This is a genomic window from Gemella massiliensis (assembly GCF_900120125.1).
GTDB lineage: Bacteria > Bacillota > Bacilli > Staphylococcales > Gemellaceae > Gemella > Gemella massiliensis.
In genome coordinates this window covers 402,241-422,637 of the sequence record NZ_LT635544.1, presented here as the reverse complement: position 1 = coordinate 422,637, position 20,397 = coordinate 402,241, and the positions used below count along the sequence as shown (strand labels likewise).

Annotated in this window: 18 protein-coding genes; 1 reads left to right on the top strand and 17 read right to left on the bottom strand. The window is 31.5% G+C overall.

Annotated features, from left to right (window positions below; all coding sequences use genetic code 11):
* Positions 1 to 43: 43 nt before the first annotated feature.
* From acpS to BQ7358_RS01830, 15 genes are all read right to left on the bottom strand, one after another.
* The gene (acpS, locus tag BQ7358_RS01905; protein WP_062173009.1) at positions 44 to 397 is read right to left on the bottom strand and encodes a holo-ACP synthase; all 354 of its coding nucleotides are present in this window, start codon (positions 395 to 397) and stop codon (positions 44 to 46) included.
* 274 nt (positions 398 to 671) lie between these two features.
* On the bottom strand, positions 672 to 1,301 hold the full coding sequence (locus BQ7358_RS01900) for an MBL fold metallo-hydrolase (RefSeq protein ID WP_062173008.1): 630 nt from the start codon (positions 1,299 to 1,301) through the stop codon (positions 672 to 674).
* A 165-nt stretch (positions 1,302 to 1,466) separates the two neighbouring features.
* A complete protein-coding gene (locus tag BQ7358_RS01895) occupies positions 1,467 to 2,165 on the bottom strand; it encodes a zinc metallopeptidase (protein ID WP_062174681.1) in 699 nt (232 codons plus the stop codon).
* A 189-nt stretch (positions 2,166 to 2,354) separates the two neighbouring features.
* Complete coding sequence (locus tag BQ7358_RS09125) at positions 2,355 to 3,539, bottom strand: cobalamin-independent methionine synthase II family protein (RefSeq protein WP_265736671.1); 1,185 nt, start codon at positions 3,537 to 3,539, stop codon at positions 2,355 to 2,357.
* Positions 3,540 to 3,672: 133 nt separating this feature from the next.
* The gene (gene yedF, locus BQ7358_RS01880; protein ID WP_062173005.1) at positions 3,673 to 4,014 is read right to left on the bottom strand and encodes a sulfurtransferase-like selenium metabolism protein YedF; all 342 of its coding nucleotides are present in this window, start codon (positions 4,012 to 4,014) and stop codon (positions 3,673 to 3,675) included.
* Between the two features lie 380 nt (positions 4,015 to 4,394).
* On the bottom strand, positions 4,395 to 6,239 hold the full coding sequence (gene typA / locus BQ7358_RS01875) for a translational GTPase TypA (RefSeq protein ID WP_062173004.1): 1,845 nt from the start codon (positions 6,237 to 6,239) through the stop codon (positions 4,395 to 4,397).
* Between the two features lie 190 nt (positions 6,240 to 6,429).
* Positions 6,430 to 8,085 carry an L-lactate permease gene (locus tag BQ7358_RS01870; protein WP_062173003.1) on the bottom strand — a complete coding sequence of 552 codons (1,656 nt, stop codon included), beginning with the start codon at positions 8,083 to 8,085 and terminating at the stop codon, positions 6,430 to 6,432.
* 565 nt (positions 8,086 to 8,650) lie between these two features.
* Positions 8,651 to 9,106 carry an SsrA-binding protein SmpB gene (smpB, locus tag BQ7358_RS01865; protein ID WP_062173002.1) on the bottom strand — a complete coding sequence of 152 codons (456 nt, stop codon included), beginning with the start codon at positions 9,104 to 9,106 and terminating at the stop codon, positions 8,651 to 8,653.
* Positions 9,103 to 11,247, bottom strand: a complete 2,145-nt coding sequence (rnr, locus tag BQ7358_RS01860) for a ribonuclease R (RefSeq protein WP_062173001.1) — start codon at positions 11,245 to 11,247, stop codon at positions 9,103 to 9,105. Before rnr ends, smpB begins: the two co-directional genes overlap by 4 nt.
* Before the next feature lie 60 nt (positions 11,248 to 11,307).
* Positions 11,308 to 11,538 (bottom strand): preprotein translocase subunit SecG, encoded by a 231-nt coding sequence (gene secG / locus BQ7358_RS01855; RefSeq protein ID WP_040461049.1) that lies wholly within the window; start codon positions 11,536 to 11,538, stop codon positions 11,308 to 11,310.
* Positions 11,539 to 11,612: 74 nt separating this feature from the next.
* Positions 11,613 to 12,680, bottom strand: a complete 1,068-nt coding sequence (locus BQ7358_RS01850; protein ID WP_062173000.1) for a PIN/TRAM domain-containing protein — start codon at positions 12,678 to 12,680, stop codon at positions 11,613 to 11,615.
* A 396-nt stretch (positions 12,681 to 13,076) separates the two neighbouring features.
* The gene (gene radA / locus BQ7358_RS01845; RefSeq protein ID WP_072520148.1) at positions 13,077 to 14,459 is read right to left on the bottom strand and encodes a DNA repair protein RadA; all 1,383 of its coding nucleotides are present in this window, start codon (positions 14,457 to 14,459) and stop codon (positions 13,077 to 13,079) included.
* A 2-nt stretch (positions 14,460 to 14,461) separates the two neighbouring features.
* Entirely contained in the window at positions 14,462 to 16,936 is a 2,475-nt protein-coding gene (locus BQ7358_RS01840; RefSeq protein WP_072520147.1) for an ATP-dependent Clp protease ATP-binding subunit, read from the bottom strand.
* Between the two features lie 4 nt (positions 16,937 to 16,940).
* Positions 16,941 to 17,462 carry a CtsR family transcriptional regulator gene (locus BQ7358_RS01835; protein WP_062172997.1) on the bottom strand — a complete coding sequence of 174 codons (522 nt, stop codon included), beginning with the start codon at positions 17,460 to 17,462 and terminating at the stop codon, positions 16,941 to 16,943.
* Positions 17,463 to 17,629: 167 nt separating this feature from the next.
* Positions 17,630 to 18,043: a YjdF family protein gene (locus BQ7358_RS01830; RefSeq protein ID WP_062172996.1), complete on the bottom strand. Its 414-nt coding sequence runs from the start codon at positions 18,041 to 18,043 to the stop codon at positions 17,630 to 17,632.
* A 575-nt stretch (positions 18,044 to 18,618) separates the two neighbouring features.
* On the opposite strand from BQ7358_RS01830, the gene clpP reads away from it, so the two are divergent.
* Positions 18,619 to 19,272 carry an ATP-dependent Clp endopeptidase proteolytic subunit ClpP gene (gene clpP / locus BQ7358_RS01825; RefSeq protein WP_072520146.1) on the top strand — a complete coding sequence of 218 codons (654 nt, stop codon included), beginning with the start codon at positions 18,619 to 18,621 and terminating at the stop codon, positions 19,270 to 19,272.
* Positions 19,273 to 19,414: 142 nt separating this feature from the next.
* Here the strand turns inward: clpP and rpsI are convergent, their stop codons facing one another.
* Together rpsI and rplM are read right to left on the bottom strand one after the other, a co-directional pair.
* Complete coding sequence (gene rpsI, locus BQ7358_RS01820; RefSeq protein ID WP_062172994.1) at positions 19,415 to 19,807, bottom strand: 30S ribosomal protein S9; 393 nt, start codon at positions 19,805 to 19,807, stop codon at positions 19,415 to 19,417.
* 19 nt (positions 19,808 to 19,826) lie between these two features.
* On the bottom strand, positions 19,827 to 20,264 hold the full coding sequence (rplM, locus tag BQ7358_RS01815; protein WP_040461052.1) for a 50S ribosomal protein L13: 438 nt from the start codon (positions 20,262 to 20,264) through the stop codon (positions 19,827 to 19,829).
* Between the last annotated feature and the right edge of the window lie 133 nt (positions 20,265 to 20,397).

The window sequence follows — 20,397 nt, the reverse complement described above, 5'->3', positions numbered from 1 at the left end:
AATAGAACATCTAATCTTGATTTTTTATCCATATTACAACATCTTACACTTCTTTTTCCAAAACAACAAAAGCTATTGCAGTTGTTTCTGTATGACTTATCGTAACATGCGTTATAAAATCTTTATAATTTATATATGGTTTCCCAAAATTATCCTTTAGTACCTCAACATCATGAAATGAAAAAGTTTTAGAAATTCCGACACCAAGCGCTTTAGAAGTTGCTTCTTTTACTGCAAACCTAGATGCCAAAAATTCTAACTTTCTTCGAAAGTTTGTTATTTTAGAAAAATCTTCCAATTCTTTTTTTGTGTATAATTTATTTAGACGTTGTTCATTATCAATATATTTTTCAAATCTGATTATATCGACAATATCGCAACCAATACCATAAATCATTATATACTCCTTAAAGAAAAATATAATCGATACTTTTGTATTACTAACTTGCTATATTCCCACAGAATTAGCATTTTAATAAAAACTATATCTATATCGATTTCTGCACTTATCTATTATAACATTTATATGTTATTTATTAAAGAAAAAAAAAGAGGTCATCCCTCTTTATATTCTGAATTATTTAAACTTATTTCTTAAAATGTTTTTATATGTTATTTTTATTTTACAATACATTATTATTTCATTTAACCACACTCACCTTTTAAATCAATTAATATCTTATTAAATTCAAATCTCGTTCTCTTGCAATAGTCGTATCATCTCCATGCCCCGGATAAACGATTTTCTCCCCATCTAGTTTAAACAAAACATTACCTATAGAATTTTTTAGTGCGTAGTAATCAGAACCATACAAATCATAACGCCCAAAGCCATTTCTAAACAGTGCATCGCCAACGACAATAAATTTACCAAAATCAAATGATACTCCACCCGGTGAATGTCCAGGAGTTGGTAATACCGTAAAACTCATACCAGCCAACTCATATTTTTTATTTTCTTCAAACTCATGTTCCGCAGGTTTTGCCACCACCGGTACCCTTAGTCTAAACTGATTAGAACCGTTAAAATCAGGATTCTCCAACCAATCTTTTTCTTCTTTTGAAATATAAACAGGAACATTATAATATTTACGACATTCCTCAAGTGATACAATATGATCAAAATGTGCGTGTGTTAAAATAATTGCCTCTATTTTTACATCTAATTCTTCCACCGCCTTTTGTATTTTTTCAAATCCGGCACCGGGATCAACAATTAAACCACGTCCATTTTTATAAATAATATAACAATTTTCAGCAACCATATCCATTACTATTTTTTTTACTTCCACTTTAGCCATATTCCCTATTCCTTTCAATTTACATATATTAATATTGTATCTCAATATTTTCTTTATAGCAATGAAAATCTATAATTCATTTATTAATGTTTATTCTCATACTTGATACTATACATCTTAGTTTAATTACATAAAAAACGACTTCATTGCGAAGCCGTCTAAATACTAATCTCTACTATTTAATAGAATAAAGATAAATCTTAACATTTCCATCAGTGCAACAACTGCCGCTGCTACATAAGTTAAGGCTGCTGCTGTCAATACTTTACGGCAATGTCTGTGTTCTTGGTCATCAACTATATTTAAATCTACTACCTGTTCTAAAGCACGTTTAGATGCATCGAATTCAACCGGCAGTGTTACCACTTGGAACAACACCGCAAACATCATAAACCCTACACCTATCCATGCGATAGTGTACCCGAACTGTCCTATTAACCCTGTTAGTAAAAATCCAACAAGAATTAGAATTGCTGATAAATTTCCTCCTAAATTTGCTAATGGAACTAAGCTGTGTCGCCATCTCATAGGTTTATAATCTGCGACCTTATCTTGAATAACATGGCCTACTTCATGCGCTGCTATAGCGACAGATGCAACCGTCGGTTGTGCATAAACTACCGGCGATAACACAACAATATTCTTTGTTGGATCATAATGATCTGACAATTCAGCTTCTCCACGTACTACTTCAACATCAGTAATACCGTTAGCCTGCATAATAATTTCCGCAACATCTTTGCCTGTTAAACCTGATTTTGTTCTTACTTTTTTATATCTATTATACGTACTGGTTACCTTATACTGTGCCCATAAAGGAATAAGCATAATCAGTAGGAAGTATAGTATATAAGTCCCCGACATCCCATAATATCCAATTGACATATTAGATTCCTCCTAATCTATACTCGAGTTGTAACTTAATGCTCAACTACTGTAAGTTGTATAAAAAGCATTATATCAAGTCCTGCACCTTTAGTCAAGAAAAATCAATTAATTTATAATAAAATTTAAAATAATAAAAATTATATTTCTTAGATATAACAATGTTTATTATTTACAATATTTTTCACGCAATATTTCAGCAGCTTTTACCATATTACGTAATTTTTCCTCAATAATCGGATAAGGATTAAGTGGGCGTTTGGAAAATGTAGCGAACCCGCAATCAGGATTAAGCCAAACATTTTCCGGCGGCAAATATTGTAACACTTTTTCAACCGCACTAACAATTTCTTCCGGTGTTTCTACACGTTCATTACGTGGGTTAATACAACCATACCCAAGAATAATTTTTGTATCTAAAAAATTATTAGCAAACAATTTTTCAACTTCTCCGGCACGAGGGGTAGAAAACTCTAAAGCTAACATATCAACATTCAGTGAGTCAAAAAACTTACCTAATTTATCATATGCACCCTCCAGTAAGACACTCTCATCACACGTCCAGTTACCGCGACAAACATGTATAGCACTTAATACATCATGTTTTTTTATTTCGTTTAATACTTCTTGTATTAATTCACGAGCAAAATTTAATTCTTTGTCAACCTTGACTTTCGCTGATAATGCCCCTCAATAAAATGACTGCTCCCCTTTATCTCTTGTGAACACTACTTCTGATAGTATAGGTTCATCAATTTGGATAATTTTAACACCCTTGCTCACTAATCTGCGAACTTCATTTATAAGTAATTTTACTACATCTTTCCCTAATTCTTTACGACTAGAATAGGCTCTGCTTGAAACTTTCTTCATCCACATTGAACGAGTTAATAAATATGGACTCGGTATTGTCATTTTGAACATCTTATCTGTCATTCGTTCCAAACGTTCCAATTCTTCCGAATTAAGTGGGACATCCGTATCTATTTTATCAAAACAAACAGGACTGCACATTGTATTATCCGCCGCATCCATTTCTTCCAAACTCTTGTCAAACTCTCCAACGTTGGCAGCTAATTCACGCAATTCTTCCATAGTAAGCAATGCAACACCATCCACTTTCTCCGCAATATAACTCATATAGTTATCACGATTTAACTCTCCGCTGACTACAACATCGATTCCGGCAGCAATTTGCATTTTAATTGCTTGCTCTGTTTCCTTTTCAAGTTGTTCTTTATACGCTTCATTATACTTTGTCGTTAATAATGTTTGTTCTTTCAACGCCAATAGTTTTTTTGAACGTGGTAAACTACCTATCAGCGTTGTGGTAAACGGCTTAAATTGTTTCATACTTTAATCTCCTTAATAAATAATAAAAAGAGGTAAACTATAAGGAAAAACGATGACTTAATTATTTTTAAACTATAAAAATTCGTCAACCGGTATTTTTCGCCTATTATTTACCCCAATGCTTCATATTTTATTATGGCTCAATAACCAACTCACTATGCGAAATAATATCAACTACTTCACTCATAGTAGTAGTTCCTCCAACTTCTACAAAGTCGTCTAGGTCATAATAATCTAAACAAATACCACACGATAATATTTTAACACCTTTTTGTTCTAATTCAGTCAAATCCTCTAAAGAATCTGATCCTTTAGTTGCCAGTTTTACACCCTCACCATAAAATATAATATGTTGTGGTAAGTGTTCTTTTTGATTTAATGTATGGATAAATCCTTTCATTAAATTATCAACAAGAACCTGTTCCCCTTGTCCCATACCTGTTGATTTTATTACTACATCATATTTATTAGCCATAATTAGCTCCTCCTTTTATAGATAATTTTATTAAAATAATTTATATTTTTTTATATAACTATTACAATACAAGTATAACATTGTTTTAAATACAATGTCAATTATTAACAAAAATCTATTATTTTATTATAACTTAAAATATATTATTTATAAAAATATATTTATTTTATATTGCCAATAAAATTGCTATTCATAATTTTTTATATAAAATAATTTTCCCTATTATTAAAATATATGAATTTACCTATAACCATTATATTGACTGCGTTTTCAGTAAAAATATTTAATTTTCATTATTTTTACTGTATTGGTTACTATATTTGCAGTTTGATAAAAAAATCGTATAAAGCATATAACCTTATACGATTTTTAAATAATTTTTACTCTTCAGAATATTTTGCTTTACGTGCCGCTTTTTCTCGTACCGATTTATCCAGTTCTTTTTTGCGTAGTCGTATTGATTCCGGCGTTACTTCTAAATACTCATCATCACTTAAATACTCTAAACTTTCTTCAAGCGTCATAATACGTGCTTTCTTCAACGTAACTGTCTGATCTTTAGTTGATGAACGTACATTTGTTTGAGCTTTTGCTTTTGTAATATTTACGGTAATATCATTCTCACGACTGTTTTCGCCTACAATCATTCCGCCATATACTTCTGTCCCCGGCTCTACAAAAACTGTTCCACGTTCTTCTATACTTGAAATAGAATATGCAGTAGCTTGTCCGTTTTCTAAAGCAACAAGCACACCATTACGACGACCGCCTACTTTCCCTTTTTGCATAGGTTGGTAAGAATCAAATGTATGATTAATAATTCCATATCCTTTTGTCATAGACATGAACTCAGTTGTATAACCGATAAGACCACGTGCAGGAACATTAAATATAAGTCGAGTTTGCCCATTACCGTCAGCCTGCATGTCAAGCATATCACCTTTACGTTGTCCTAAAGATTCAATAACGGCTCCTACCGATTCATCCGGAACATCCACTTGAACACGTTCCACAGGTTCACAATCAATTCCGTCGATATTACGAATAATAACTTCCGGTTTTGATACTTGCAATTCATACCCTTCACGACGTAAGTTTTCAATTAAAATTGATAGATGTAATTCACCACGACCGCTTACTATCCAAGAATCATTGGTATTAGGTTCTACCCGTAATGATACATCAGTTTCTAATTGTTGCATTAGTCGATCTTCTAACTTGCGTGCTGTAACAAATTTTCCTTCTTTACCTGCAAATGGAGAATTATTTACTAAGAAAGTCATCTGTAAAGTAGGCTCATCTATATGTAATATCGGTAAAGCTTCTTGCTGTTCAGTTGGACAAACTGTTTCTCCAACATTAATATCATCCATACCGCTTACTGCAACTATATCACCGGCATAAGCCTCTGTTATTTCATCTCGTTTCAGTCCAAAATAACCAAATATTTTTGTTACACGAAAGTTTTTGACAGTACCGTCCAATTTCATAAGAGAAACAGATTCTCCTACCTTCATACTACCGCGAAAAACACGTCCAATCCCAATACGTCCAACATAATCATTATAATCTAACAACGCTACTTGAAATTGTAACGGTTCATCACTATTATCAACAGGTGCAGGTACATAGTCAATAATGGTATCATATAGACATTGCATATTTTCACCTTGTTCACTCGGATCACTTTTAAGTGATGCAGTACCGTTAATCGCCGAAGCATAAACAACCGGGAATTCCAACTGGTCATCATTTGCTCCAAGCTCAATAAATAAATCAATAACTTCATCAACAACTTCTTCAGGGCGGGCTGAATCCTTATCAATTTTATTAACCACAACAATAGGTTTTAAATTTTGTTCTAAGGCTTTTTTTAGTACAAAACGTGTTTGTGGCATTGTTCCTTCATAAGCATCAACAACAAGAAGCACCCCATCAACCATTTTCATAATACGTTCCACTTCTCCGCCAAAATCAGCATGTCCCGGTGTATCTAAAATATTAATTCTTCTTCCTTTATAATCAATAGCTGTATTCTTAGCTAAAATAGTTATGCCACGTTCTCTTTCCAAGTCATTAGAGTCCATTGCTCTTTCTTCAACGTGTTCATTTGAACGAAATATTCCGGATTGTTTTAAAAGCTCGTCAACTAATGTAGTTTTCCCATGATCGACGTGAGCAATAATCGCAATATTTCTTACCGTATCTCTTAATTTAATAGACATTTCTTTCTCCTTATTAAACCATATTCAAATCAATAAATATTTGTATATAGTATTCTAAATAATTAATCTAACTTATCAATAATACCACTATTTTCCTAGGTTGTAAATTGAAATACTAGAAAAAATAAAAAAAAGGTCGAAATTTCAAACCAAAATTTCAACCTTTTCGAAATAATTAACTATAAATATTTTATGGGTGAACCGGTATCATCCAACCGAGAACTCCGATCGCTTGAAGTGAAACAATAGCACACACAATAATCAGTAGTATAAAGCTGTGTTTTACTGTAAATTTAAGTAACTCAGATTCTCTACCAACTAATCCAACCGCCGCTGCTGCAACTGCAATAGATTGTGGAGAAATCATTTTACCGACAACACCACCAGATGCGTTAGCTGCAACTGCTAATAGTGGATCCATACCAACTTGGCTTGCTGTAACTTGTTGCAGTTTCGCAAACAGTAGGTTAGCTGATGTATCAGACCCTGTAATAAATACCCCAATCCAACCAAGTGCAGGAGACAAGAATTTGAATACTGTTCCTGTAGCTGCTAAGGCATTACCTAATGTATTAGACATACCAGATGCGTTCATAATATAAGCAAATCCAACTACAAAACAGATTGTCAATAATGCAATTTTTACTTCGTTAAATGTTTCAATAAATGTTTTAGCTGTATCTTTCCAACTAAGTTTAATAATAAATTTAGATACCAATGCAGCCACCAAAATACCCGTACCGATAGAACCTATAATGTCTAACTTGAATACGGCTGCAATCGGTTTTCCTGAAACTGAACTTATAATGTTTCCATCAATAAACGGAACTTTAGGATTAAGTGCAATTGTTTTAAAGAATGCTTTAGCAGGTTTCATAGTCCATAAGAAAATAAATACTGTTAGAACTACGAATGGTGACCATGCCACTAAAATATCTTTTAGTGAATGTTTAGGAGTTTCGTTTGTTTTCATATCAGAATCTTTTTCGTCAGCAAATCTCCAAGTAGTTTTAGGTTTCCAGAATTGAAGCAAGATAACTATAGATACAAGTGATATTAATGAAGAAAGAATATCCGGTAATTGTTCACCCAAGAAGTTAGAACTTACGAATTGTGCTAAAGCGAATGTCCCACCAGAAACTAATAATGCAGGCCAAACTTCTAATGCTTTTTTAAATCCTGCCATAATTAATACTAAGTAGAATGGAATGAAAATAGACACCAATGGTAATTGTCGCCCAATCATTGCTGCAATTTCTACCGCAGGTATTGGAGAACCATTTGCATAAGTAGCTAACCCATCCATCGCAGTAACCGGCGCACCTACCGCTCCGAACGCAACCGGTGCTGTATTAGCTACCATACACACACCAGCGGCATATAACGGTTTAAACCCTAAACCAACCAACAATGCAGCTGTGATAGCAACGGGTGCACCAAATCCGGCAGCACCTTCTAAAAACGCACCAAATGAGAACGCAATAATTAATGCTTGAATACGTCTGTCATCTGTTAATGAAGTGATACTATCTCTGATAATATCAAAGTGACCACTCTTAACAGTCATTTTATATAAGAATACAGATGCTAAAATAATCCAACCAATCGGTAAAATACCGTATACCATACCGTGAATAGTTGAGAATGCAGCAAAATGGAATGGCATTTTAAAGAACAGACAGGCTATAACAATAGCTACCACAAGAGTAAGTAACCCCGTTAGCCAACCTTTAACTTTGAATCCAGCAAGTGCCACTAAATAAAACACGATAGGAATCAATGCAATTAGTGCAGAAATATATAAATTATCAGCCACCGGCTGTAATATTTGAGTGAATTTTTCCATGAATACACTTCTCCTTTATAAAATATATTTTGTTTATATAAAGAAATCCGTTATAAATTTAAAAGATAAAACTTTAGGCACTATACTTAAATATTATATTAAAATTATGATATTTAAAATATAAATATTTTTCTTAATTCTATAATTTAGTAATACAACAGTTTTTATCTGTTATATTATTTTTATTGTATTTTATCGAAAAAAACATAATAAAAATAGTTACCAAGCTATCATTTTATCTTCAATTTTATTTACCGATTTCTTGACTTACAACTAATATTTTAGCACGCTTTCATAAAAATGTAAAGCGTTTTTTTGCTTGCTATGATAATATTTTTAATAAAAACCTATAATATCAAAGAAAATAAATTGTTTTTTCTAAAAACAATGACTTTAACATTTTTATACTTTGTTATATTTTTTACCATCATATTTTTTTAAAATTATTTCTTTTCTTGTATTTTCTAATATTTTTGATATTTTATATTTTTTCAATAAAAAAATATATACTACAAATTTTTTGTAGTATATTTTTATCACTAATTATATAATAATAAATATTTATTTAATATTTTTGTTTATTTTTTAATGCTCTACTAATCTCTTTATTGGCTTCTTTTTGTTTAAGAACATGACGTTTATCATAATTTTTCTTACCTTTAGCCACTCCAATAAGCAATTTAGCATATCCATTTTTTATATATAATTTTAATGGAATTATACTAATTCCCGCTTCATTTTGCTTATTTGTTAATATCGCTATTTGTTTCTTTTTTAACAATAATTTTCTTACACGCAAAGGATCATGGTTAAATCTATTTCCTTCTTCAAAATGAGAAATGTGCATATTATAGGCGAACATTTCTCCTTTTCTCGTTTGACAATACGAATCTTTTAAATTAACCCTGCCTCGACGTATTGATTTTATTTCTGTTCCTGTTAGCACTAACCCTGCTTCATAGGTTTCTTCAATAAAATAATCATGGGTTGCTTTTTTATTTTGCGCAATTACTTTATTCATATTTTTCTTCCTTTACTTTTTCTCTTTTTAATTAACGGTCTATGCGTTAATATTTTAAAATCAATTTCCTGATTATCTATGTCAACATTCATCACTTTAACTATCACCTCATCACCTAAGCGATATATTTTTTTATTTCTTCTACCTATTAAAAACATATTTTTTTCATCATATGTATAATAATCATCGGTCATAGCTTTAATATGAACTAAACCTTCTATTGTGTTTTCTAATGTAACGAATATTCCAAAATTTGTCACGCCTGATACCATACCTCTAAATGTTCTCTCTTGATATTTGAGCATATATTCACATTTTTTCATTCGATCTACATCTCTTTCACAATCAACCGCTCTTTTCTCATATTTCGATGATGTTTCTGCCAAATGTGGGAGTTTTTCCGCATTATGAATAAGTGTTTTTTCAGAAATATCGCCTTTAAATAAATATGTTCTAATCATTCTATGTACCAATAAATCCGGATAACGTCGTATAGGTGATGTAAAATGCGTATAATACTTTGCAGCTAATGCAAAATGCCCAATATTTTCTGAAGAATAACGTGCTTGATTCATAGTTCTTAATAATATCGTTGACAACATAGGTTCAATAACTTCACCTTTAAACTTCCGAAGCATATTCGCAAGCATGTAAGGCTCAATCTCCTCAATATTACCCTTTACTCTATACCCAAAACTTGAAGCTATATCGAAAAACTGTCTTAATTTTTGAATTTTCGGTTCTTCATGTATGCGATAAATAAACGGTACTTGCATCCAATAAAAATGTTCTCCAATTACTTCATTTGCACTAAGCATAAAGTCCTCTATCAACCGCTCCGCTACTCCACGTTCTCTAGGTACTACATCTAACACATCACCATTTTTGTCCACTACAACTTTCGATTCTATCTTATCAAAATCAATTGCTCCGCGTTTTTCTCTATTATCGCGAATTTTTTTTGATAATTCCAACGCAGTTTTTAACATTGGCGCATACTCTTTATATTCTTCTTTTTCCTTTTCGCTATTATCATACAAAGCATTTACCTTTTTGTATGTTAGTCTTCCATTTGATTTTATTATAGCCGGATATATATCATAGCTTTCAGAATACCCTTTATCGTTAAAATCAATATCGCAACAAATCGTATATCTAAGTACATTGGGATTTAGCGAACAAATTCCATTTGATAATTTTCTAGGCAACATCGGTACCACACGACCAGCTAAATAAACACTACATCCACGTTTAGATGCCTCAATATCTAATAAAGAATCTTCCTCTACATAGCGGCCTACATCTGCTATAAATACTTTTAATTGATAACCTTTTTTTGTTTTAGTTACCGAGATTGCATCATCTAAATCTTTTGCATCATCACCATCAATCGTGACAACCATTTCTTTTGTACAATCTTTATAATTATCACCAAATGTTATTTTTTCACTTATTGTCTCAGTTTCTTTAAGAACATCTTCCGGAAATTCATTAGGAATACTATATTTATAAATAACAGATAATATATCTACCCCCGGATCATCTTTATGTCCCAATGACTTAATTATGATACCTTTATGATCTTCGAAATTTGTCGCTGCATATTCTGTTATTTCTACTAATACTTTTGTTCCATCTACCAAATTAAAGTTTTTACCATTTAATATTTTTATGTACTTTGTTATATTTTTATCATCGCTTTTAACAAACGCAAACATTCTGGCATTAGTAAGCATACCAACTGTATATTTAGTATTCCGCTCCACTACCTTTTTGACAATCCCCTCAAAATTACGTCTATTCGTATAAGCACTATCAATCTCAATAAGCACGCTATCTCCTGTCATAGCATCCTTAGTAAAACCTTTGGGTATGTAAACTTCTATGTCTAACCTTTCAATATAAACAAAGGCAAACCCTTTTGGATTTAAACGAATTATACCTTCAATTTTTAATTTTTCTTCCATATATAAGAATTTTTCATTAGGTAATTGAGTAATAATCGCCCTTTGTTCCAGCTTTTCTAAGCATTTTACCAACTCTACAAAAGTTTTTGCTGATGAAACGGCTAATTTTTCCTTCAAATCATCAATACTTAATACACCATATTTTTTAAACAATTTTAATATATTGTCTAACATCTTTCCCTCCTTAATAAAAATAACCCTAAAATGAAATTTCACTTTAGGGTTACATTATTGTTATAATTTTAACCAAGTAAGGCACACTAGCGATATAAAGAATATTAATCCTAATACAATTGTTATTCTTTGTAAAACTAACTCAGCACCTCTTACTTTTTGTTTACCGAACAGTTCTTCGGCACCACCAGTTAAACCAGATAAACCACCTGACTTACTTTCTTGAAGTAGTACTACAATTATTATTAAAATACTGCTCAATATTGCTACTGTCATTAAAAAAGTGTGCATACTCTCCTCCTAAAATAATCATCTATTAATACAATACAACTAATCATAACATACTTTTTTATAAAAAGCAAATCTTATTGTACTATCTTGGTAAATATTATTCGACCTGATGATGTTTGTAAAACACTTTGAACCTCTACTTCCACTGTTTTTCCTACATGACGTTTCCCATTTTCGACAACAATCATCGTACCGTCTTCTGTATATGCTACACCTTGATTATTTTCTTTTCCTTCTCTTAATACATTGACTTTCAAACGTTCGCCTGTTGTTAATATAGGTTTTACAGCATTGGATAAGTCGTTCACATTTAAAACTTTTATAGATTGTAATGTAGCAAGTTTATTCAAATTATAATCCGTTGTAATAATTGCACATTTATATTTCAACGCATAATCTATAAGTAAATTGTCTACACCTTTATGTTCATTATAAGTATACTTATTATCTATTTCCAATTCTATTTCTTTCATATTTTTTAATTCTTCAACGCAATCCAATCCTAAACGACCTTTAGCTCGTTTTAACGGTTCCTCAGAATCAGAAATTAGTTGTAATTCTTTAAGTACAAAGTCGGGAACAATAATCTTCCCTTCTAAAAATCCTGTTTTAGCAACATCGTGTATCCTTGAATCGATTAAAGCACTTGTATCAATTATTTTATTTAAAACATCTAAACTTTTTTTAGATTTAGAACGAGTTTCCTTATTTTTGTTTCCAATTTTAAACGCCGTAAAAATATTAACAAATTCTCCTCCACGACGATAACCTATTACAAGTCCTAAATAACCGCAAACTATATATATCACAGCTGATATAATTCTTCCCATTATTCCGGAACCTGCTATAACATCAACTCCTGCTGATAACAACATCGCAAGCAGAAGTCCCAGTATCAGTCCGATAGTGGTAAAAACTATCTTTTGAATTGGTGTTTTTGATAATCGCTCTTCTATAGCACTCATCGCTGTTACAAATCTATTAGAAAACAATAAAGACACTATTAAAAAAATTAAAGCTGTACCGATTGTAACAATTAATCTTAAACTAGTTTCACTAAGCGACGAAAATACTTCATAGGTTATTAATGCTGATGTTATTAATGTACCTACCGTTATTCCAAGTAATAGTGAAACTATCATTAACACTTTTTTAACATATAATCACTCCTTTTTTAAAATTTATAGTTCTATTCTACTACATTCAGTTAAAAATTAATATAATTTTATTCAAAAAATTTTAAAATTTTTTCTAATTTTATACTTTTCACTGGAGCAACTCAAAAATCATGGTTTTATTAAAAATCGATTTTGTAAGATCTTCCCTGTGAAATTCACCGAAATTAGAAAATTTTTCAAGAATATTTCCAAATCAATGAACTGCTGCATTTGACTACCAATAGGTAAATTCTATTAAAATTTTTAACTTTTAGGTTGATCTCACAACAATTATATACTTTTTCTCTTAATAATTTATATGTTATGTAATATTATCTACATTTATTGCAAAATCGTAGGGCATTTTACCCTACGATTTTATTAAAATATATTTTTAAATGCTATGTCTAAACATTGTCTAATGTCTTTAACAGGAATTATTTCTATTTCTTTTGGGAATTCTGAGTTTTTGATATTGCTCGAAGGAATAATTACACGTTTAAAACCATGTTTTTTTGCTTCATTAATACGTTGTTCTATTCTGCTAACACGCCGTACTTCTCCAGTTAAACCAACCTCTCCTATAAAACAATCATTCATATCAACCGCAATATCTTTGAAACTGGAAGCAACCGCCATTATAACACCAAGATCTACTGCCGGATCATCTATTTTAACCCCACCGGACACCTTAACATAAACATCTTGCTGTTGCAATAAATACCCCGCTCGCTTTTCTAATACAGCCATTAATAATACCAGCTTATTATACTCCAATCCGGTTGATACACGTCGCGGATTATTAAATGCTGTCGGTGTTGTTAATGCCTGAATTTCCACCAAAAGAGGACGACTACCTTCCATTGTGCTAATAATCGTTGCGCCTGCTAAGTCCTTACTTCGTTCTTCTAAAAACATTCGCGATGGATTTTCTAAATCATGTAGCCCGCTTGACTTCATTTCAAAAATACCGATTTCATTCGTTGAACCGAATCGATTTTTAACAGCACGTAAAATACGATAACTATGCTGACTCTCACCTTCAAAATACAAGACGGTATCAACCATGTGTTCTAACATTCTAGGTCCTGCTATCGTACCTTCTTTTGTTACATGACCAACTATAAAAATTGCAATATTTAAACTCTTTGCCATTTTTATTAATTGCTGAGTACATTCCCTCACCTGTGTAATACTACCGGGAGAATTTTCCAAACTTGGATTATATATAGTTTGAATTGAATCAATAACTAAAAACTGAGGTTTTATTTTTTTAACTACCTGATAAATCAAATTAAGATCTGTTTGTGCATAAACATAAAGTTCATCCGTATTGTTTTTTAATCTATCCGCTCTAATTTTCACCTGTCTTACAGATTCTTCTCCTGTAACATAAAGTACATTATGTTCTTTTGCTAAATAGGCTGAAATTTGTAACAATAGCGTTGATTTACCTATGCCGGGATCTCCTCCCAGTAATACTAATGACCCTCCAACAACTCCTCCACCAAGCACTCTGTTTAATTCTCCGCTATCAGTCAGCGTTCTTGGAACGTCTTTAGTAGAAACCGTTTTTAGTTTTCCGGCTTCTACTCGTTGTACTTTTGTTTCTTCTGTACGATATTCAGTATGTTTACTCTTTACTTTTGATTCAACAACCTCTTCTAACGATCCCCACTTTGAACACTTCGGACATTTACCCAGATATTTTAAACTTTGATAACCACAGGCATTACATTCATATTTTACATTTATCTTTGCCATAATTACCCCTTAGTTTTCTTTATCATAAACTTATCATTTTTATAATCAATATTGATTACACCGGTTATATCCGGATTTTTCAACAATTCTTCACTTAATAAATCTTCTATATTTTTTTGAATACTACGTTTAAGAGGTCTCGCACCGTATTCTTTTATACTACCATCTTCAACAATTTTTGACATCGCTTTTTTTGTTAATTTAATTGTAATATTTTTATCGACTAAACGTTTCGATAAACCGGCTATTAATAGTTCAGATATTTGTTCCAACTCTTCTTTTTCAAGTGTTTTAAAAACAATAATATCATCAATACGATTTAAAAATTCAGGACGATATTGTTTTTTTAATGCTTCCATCATTGTATTCTGAACATTTTTATAATCATTTTTAATTGATTCACTGCCGCCAAAACCGACAAATTTTTGATCTTTTAGCTCGCTAACCCCTACATTTGATGTCATTATAATAATGGTGTTTTTGAAATCAACTGTTCTACCGGCAGCATCTGTCAAACGCCCATCATCAAGAACTTGCAGCAAAATATTAAAAATTGATGGATGTGCTTTTTCTATCTCATCAAACAACACTACTGAATACGGTTTTTGTCGTACTTTTTCTGATAGTTGACCTGCATCTTCATAACCAACATACCCCGGAGGTGCTCCTATTAAACGACTGATTGAATGTGATTCCATATATTCACTCATATCTATACGAATCATATTATCCTCTGAACTAAATAGTGCTTCCGATAAACTTTTTGCAAGTTCTGTTTTACCGACACCCGTAGGCCCAAGGAAAATAAAACTACCGATCGGTCGATTTTCTGCTTTAAAACCGCTTCTTGCACGGCGAACAGCTTTTGCTAAACTTGTAACGGCTTCATCTTGCCCAATAACTCTCTTATGTAGAATTTCTTCGAGTTTTAGTAATTTTTCACTTTCCGTTTCTGTTAATTTCGTTACCGGAACACCTGTCCAACCTGCTAATACCTCAGCGATATGATCTGCATTAATCTGAATTTTTTCTTTTGTTAAATTATCCTGCCATGAAATTTTGAATTGTTCAATTTTTTGAATAATTTTATTTACTTCATCACGTTTTTTTGCAGCTATTTCAAATTCTTGATTAATTACAGCTCTATCCTTTTCTTTATTTAAACGACTTAATTCTTCCTCATATTGTTTTAATTTTTCCGGTGATTTGTAAAAACGCAATTTAACTTTTGAACAAGCCTCATCAATTAAATCTATCGCTTTATCCGGCAAACAACGATCCGGAATATATGTTGAACTAAGTTTAACCGCCGTTTCTAATGCTTTATCTAATATTTCAACATTATGATGTTCTTCATATTTATGTTTTAAACCTTTTAGTATCACAATTGCATTTTCTATATCCGGTTCTTCAACTTTAATAGGTTGAAAACGGCGTTCTAATGCAGCATCTTTCTCAAAATATTTACGATATTCTTCTGTTGTTGTCGCTCCAATACATTGGATTATGCCACGCGATAGTGCCGGTTTTAAAATATTTGATGCATCCGCACTTCCTTCAGTACCACCTGCTCCGATAATAGTATGAATTTCATCAATAAAGAGGATAATATTCCCCGCTTCTTCAATTTCTGAAATAATATTTTTTAAACGTTCTTCAAATTCACCACGATACTTCGTACCAGCTAGCAAAGATCCCATATCCAAGACCATAACTCGTTTACCTAGTAGATTACTTGGTACATCTTGTGAAACAATTCGTTGCGCCAATCCTTCTACTATTGCAGTTTTACCGACACCCGGTTCTCCAATCAGTACCGGATTATTTTTTGTTCTCCTATTTAATATTTCAATCATACGTGTAATTTCTTTGTCACGTGCTAACACCGGATCAAGTTTGTTATCTAACGCATCTTTCGTTAAATCTTTAGCCAAACTATTTAATATTTTTGTTTTTTCAGAATTATCTTCTACTACATCCACTTTTTTAAAACCATCAAATAATTTTGAGAATAATCCTTGGCTTTGTTTAACTAATTCGAATAATTCTGTTATTAGAACATCGGTGTTTATATTAAGTTTATCGGTTAATAATCTAACTGCCGTACTATTTTGTTCATTTAACAATGATAACAATAAATGTTCGCTGGTTACGACAAAACTTGATGTATCATCAGCAAACTGTTGGCTTTTTTCTATCGTTCTTACCGCACCGTTTGTATAATCAATTTTCATCAAAACATTTCGATAAAAATCCGTTCCTTCAAGCTCATTTTCATAAAAATCTAATACATCTTTCCTAAAGTCATCATAATATACACCATATTTATTTAATGTTTTACAAGAAAGTGTATTACTTAAACTCAACATCGCCAATAATAAATGCTCAGTTCCTACAGCTTTAACACCAAAATCATTCGCTTCTTCTTTTGCTGTTGTCAAAACTATAAGGGCAGTTTCATTAAATCTTATATACATTGCATTACCCTCTCTTATTGTATTTTATATTTGTTAAAAATTTAATCGTTAAATTTCTTAATTGTGCTTTAGTGGCATATTGCATCTTTTGTGCAACCTCATCACTAGCTGCCAACTCAAGAAATTGATTATGAACATCAGTTACCGTTTCTACACTATTGATAAAATGATTATAGTCAAATTTGTCGATATATTCTTTATCTAATAAAATTTTTGTTATACGAATGGCTTCATCTATTTCTATTATATCAGTAGGTAAATTATCAATTAAATAGTCCAAGTAGTCTGTACCTGTGTGTAATGTGATTTTCGTAATACGAATAAAACCTCCACCTCCACGTTTACTTTCAATAATAAAACCATGCTCAGGTGTAAAGCGGGTCTTTATCACATAATTTAACTGTGAGGGAACACAGTCAAACTTTTGGGCTACATTACTTCTTTTTATTGTTATATAGTCTTCTGTAGATTTATTGAATAATTCTTTAATATATTGCTCAAGTATATCTGTCATATTATTATTCATAAGCCCACCTCCTTTATTGACTAAAATTGACCTTTAAATAAATTATACTATAAAAGTGTCTTAGTTGCAATTACAACGGATACTAAATAACATAATTGAAAATTAATGTATATATTATTTTACACTGACATTTGTAATATTATCTCAAAAAAATAAAAACATAGAAGCTACTTACCTCTATGCTTTCGTTTCCTTTTAAGCTTTTTTAGTTCAAATAAATATTTTTTACGCTCCTCTCTTTGTATTGAACAATTTTTCTTGCGTTCTTTTTTATATTCTTCAAATTGTAATTTCAGTGCTTGTTGTGATTTTGATGAAAATGTTTTATTACAAGATTTTTTTACAGCACGCTGTAATCTTTTAGGATTTTTTATTTTTACTTTTTTCTTGGTCGTTACGCTTGAACCAAAATTAAATTTGGTATAATGATTAATTATGTACTCATATACTTCTTTGTCATTCGGTTCTTTTCCAAAAGTCACCTTAACTGCTGAAAGTTTTCCATCTTCAACCCTTTCAAAAACACCAATCCAATAAGAATTACCAAAAAATATATTACACGAAATTGACAAACGGTTCATCAAACATCCTCCTTTAATTTTTATAAAAAAGAATGGACAACCAAGGAGGCAGGTTACTTACAGTGGATACTTGATTTCCAAATATTCTCTGCGGCTGGACTACCAACCAGCACTGTGTTTTTATCTTTTTTCTATATATTTATTATAACATCTAACTATTTTTCTTGTCAGCAAAAAAGAACATTTCCTAAGTTGAAAATGCTCTTAGCTTGTTTACTCCCTTGTTTCTATCCTTATTAAAGCATTGGGTTAATTCTATGACAATAACGTATAATATACAAATTAACCACATAGCATCATTTCTCTAAACTGAGTAATACTATTTCTCACGTTTTTATTATACCCCTTTTACTATTTTTCTGCAAGCGGAAACATTAAAAAATATTTATTATAATTAAAACAATGTATTATATTATTTTTATAAAAATATATATTAAAAATAATTGTAATAAAAATACAATAAATTTCACTTCTTTTCTGCTCTCAGATTTCCAAAATTATAACTATTTAAATTTGCACATTGACCAATTTTGATATATAATATCAAGTGAAATATAAATTTAGGAGGAAACACAATGAATCTAATTCCTACGGTAATAGAACAAACATCTCAAGGAGAAAGAGCGTACGATATTTACTCAAGATTATTAAAAGATAGAATTATTATTCTTGGTTCTGATGTAAATGACCAAGTTGCAAATTCAATTACAAGTCAGTTATTATTTTTAGAAGCACAAGACAGTGAAAAAGATATTTACTTTTACATTAATTCACCGGGTGGAAGTGTAACAGCAGGTTTTGCAATTTATGATACAATGCAACACATAAAATGTGATGTTGTAACTATTTGTATGGGTATGGCTGCAAGTATGGGAGCATTCTTACTGACAGCCGGAACAATCGGGAAACGTTACGCACTTCCAAACGCAGAAGTAATGATTCATCAACCACTTGGTGGAGCACAAGGACAAGCAACAGAAATAGAAATAGCGGCTAAACATATTTTGAGAACGCGTGGAAAACTAAACAAAATATTAGCCGATAGAACGGGTCAGACAATCAAAACAATCGAACGTGATACAGAACGTGATAACTATCTAACTGCAGAAGAGGCTTGTGAATACGGTTTAGTTGATAAAGTTATGTATCCGGAAAATAATAAACTGCAAAAAAAAGAAAAAATAAAAAAAGCAACAACTAAAAAAACAACTAAAAAATCGGAAGAATAATTGACCTATTTTCTTTCTATTATATTTATAGTTTACTCTTTATCCATAGCTATATATTGGCTAAATAAACAAAATAATATATAAGTAAAAAACACCGAAGAAAAAACTTCGGTGTTTTGACGTTGGTGTATAAGACCAAATATTAACGTTTTGAAAATTGAGGAGCACGTCTCGCACCACGAAGACCGTATTTTTTACGTTCTTTCATACGAGGGTCACGAGTTAGTAATCCTGCCGGTTTTAAATCTTTACGATATTCCGGATTTACTTCTAATAATGCACGAGCAATACCATGACGGATTGCTTGGGCTTGTCCGGTGTAACCTCCACCTTTAACGTTAACTAAAACGTCATAATTTCCTGTAGTAGATGTAACTTCTAAAGGTTGCATTAAATCTAATACCAATGATTCTAATGGTAAGTATTCACGCATTTCTCTATTATTGATAACAACTTTCCCTGTACCAGGTACTAATCTTACACGTGCTACTGAGCTTTTACGGCGTCCTGTACCGCGATATTCTACTTGTGCCATTTAATTATTTCCTCCTATATTAACCACGTAATTCATATTTTTCCGGTTTTTGTGCTGCATGTGGGTGTTCTGCTCCACGATAAACATGAAGTTTCATACCTTGAGCTCTACCTAAAGTATTTTTTGGTAACATACCTTTAATAGATAACTCTAAAAGTTCTTCCGGATATTTTTCCACCATTAATCCGGCAGTTCTTTCTTTTAATCCACCCGGGTGCATTGTGTGACGACGATAAACTTTATCAGATAATTTTTTACCAGTCAACACAATTTTTTCAGCATTGATAATGATAACATTATCACCGGTATCGATATGTGGTGTATAAGTAGGTTTGTGTTTCCCTCTTAAAATTGAAGCTACTTCTGATGATAAACGACCTAAAGTTTGTCCTTCAGCATCGATTACATACCATTTTTTTTCTACAGTTGATGGCTTTGCCATATATGTTTGACGCATGTCTTGTTTTCCTCCTAGATGTTGTTTTAAATCTGTCATAACGACTAAGTTTTCCGGGGCTTACTCGTGAAGATATATAAACAATATCACTAGATATAATATCGTATTTAAAAGTAAATGTCAAGTTATTTTC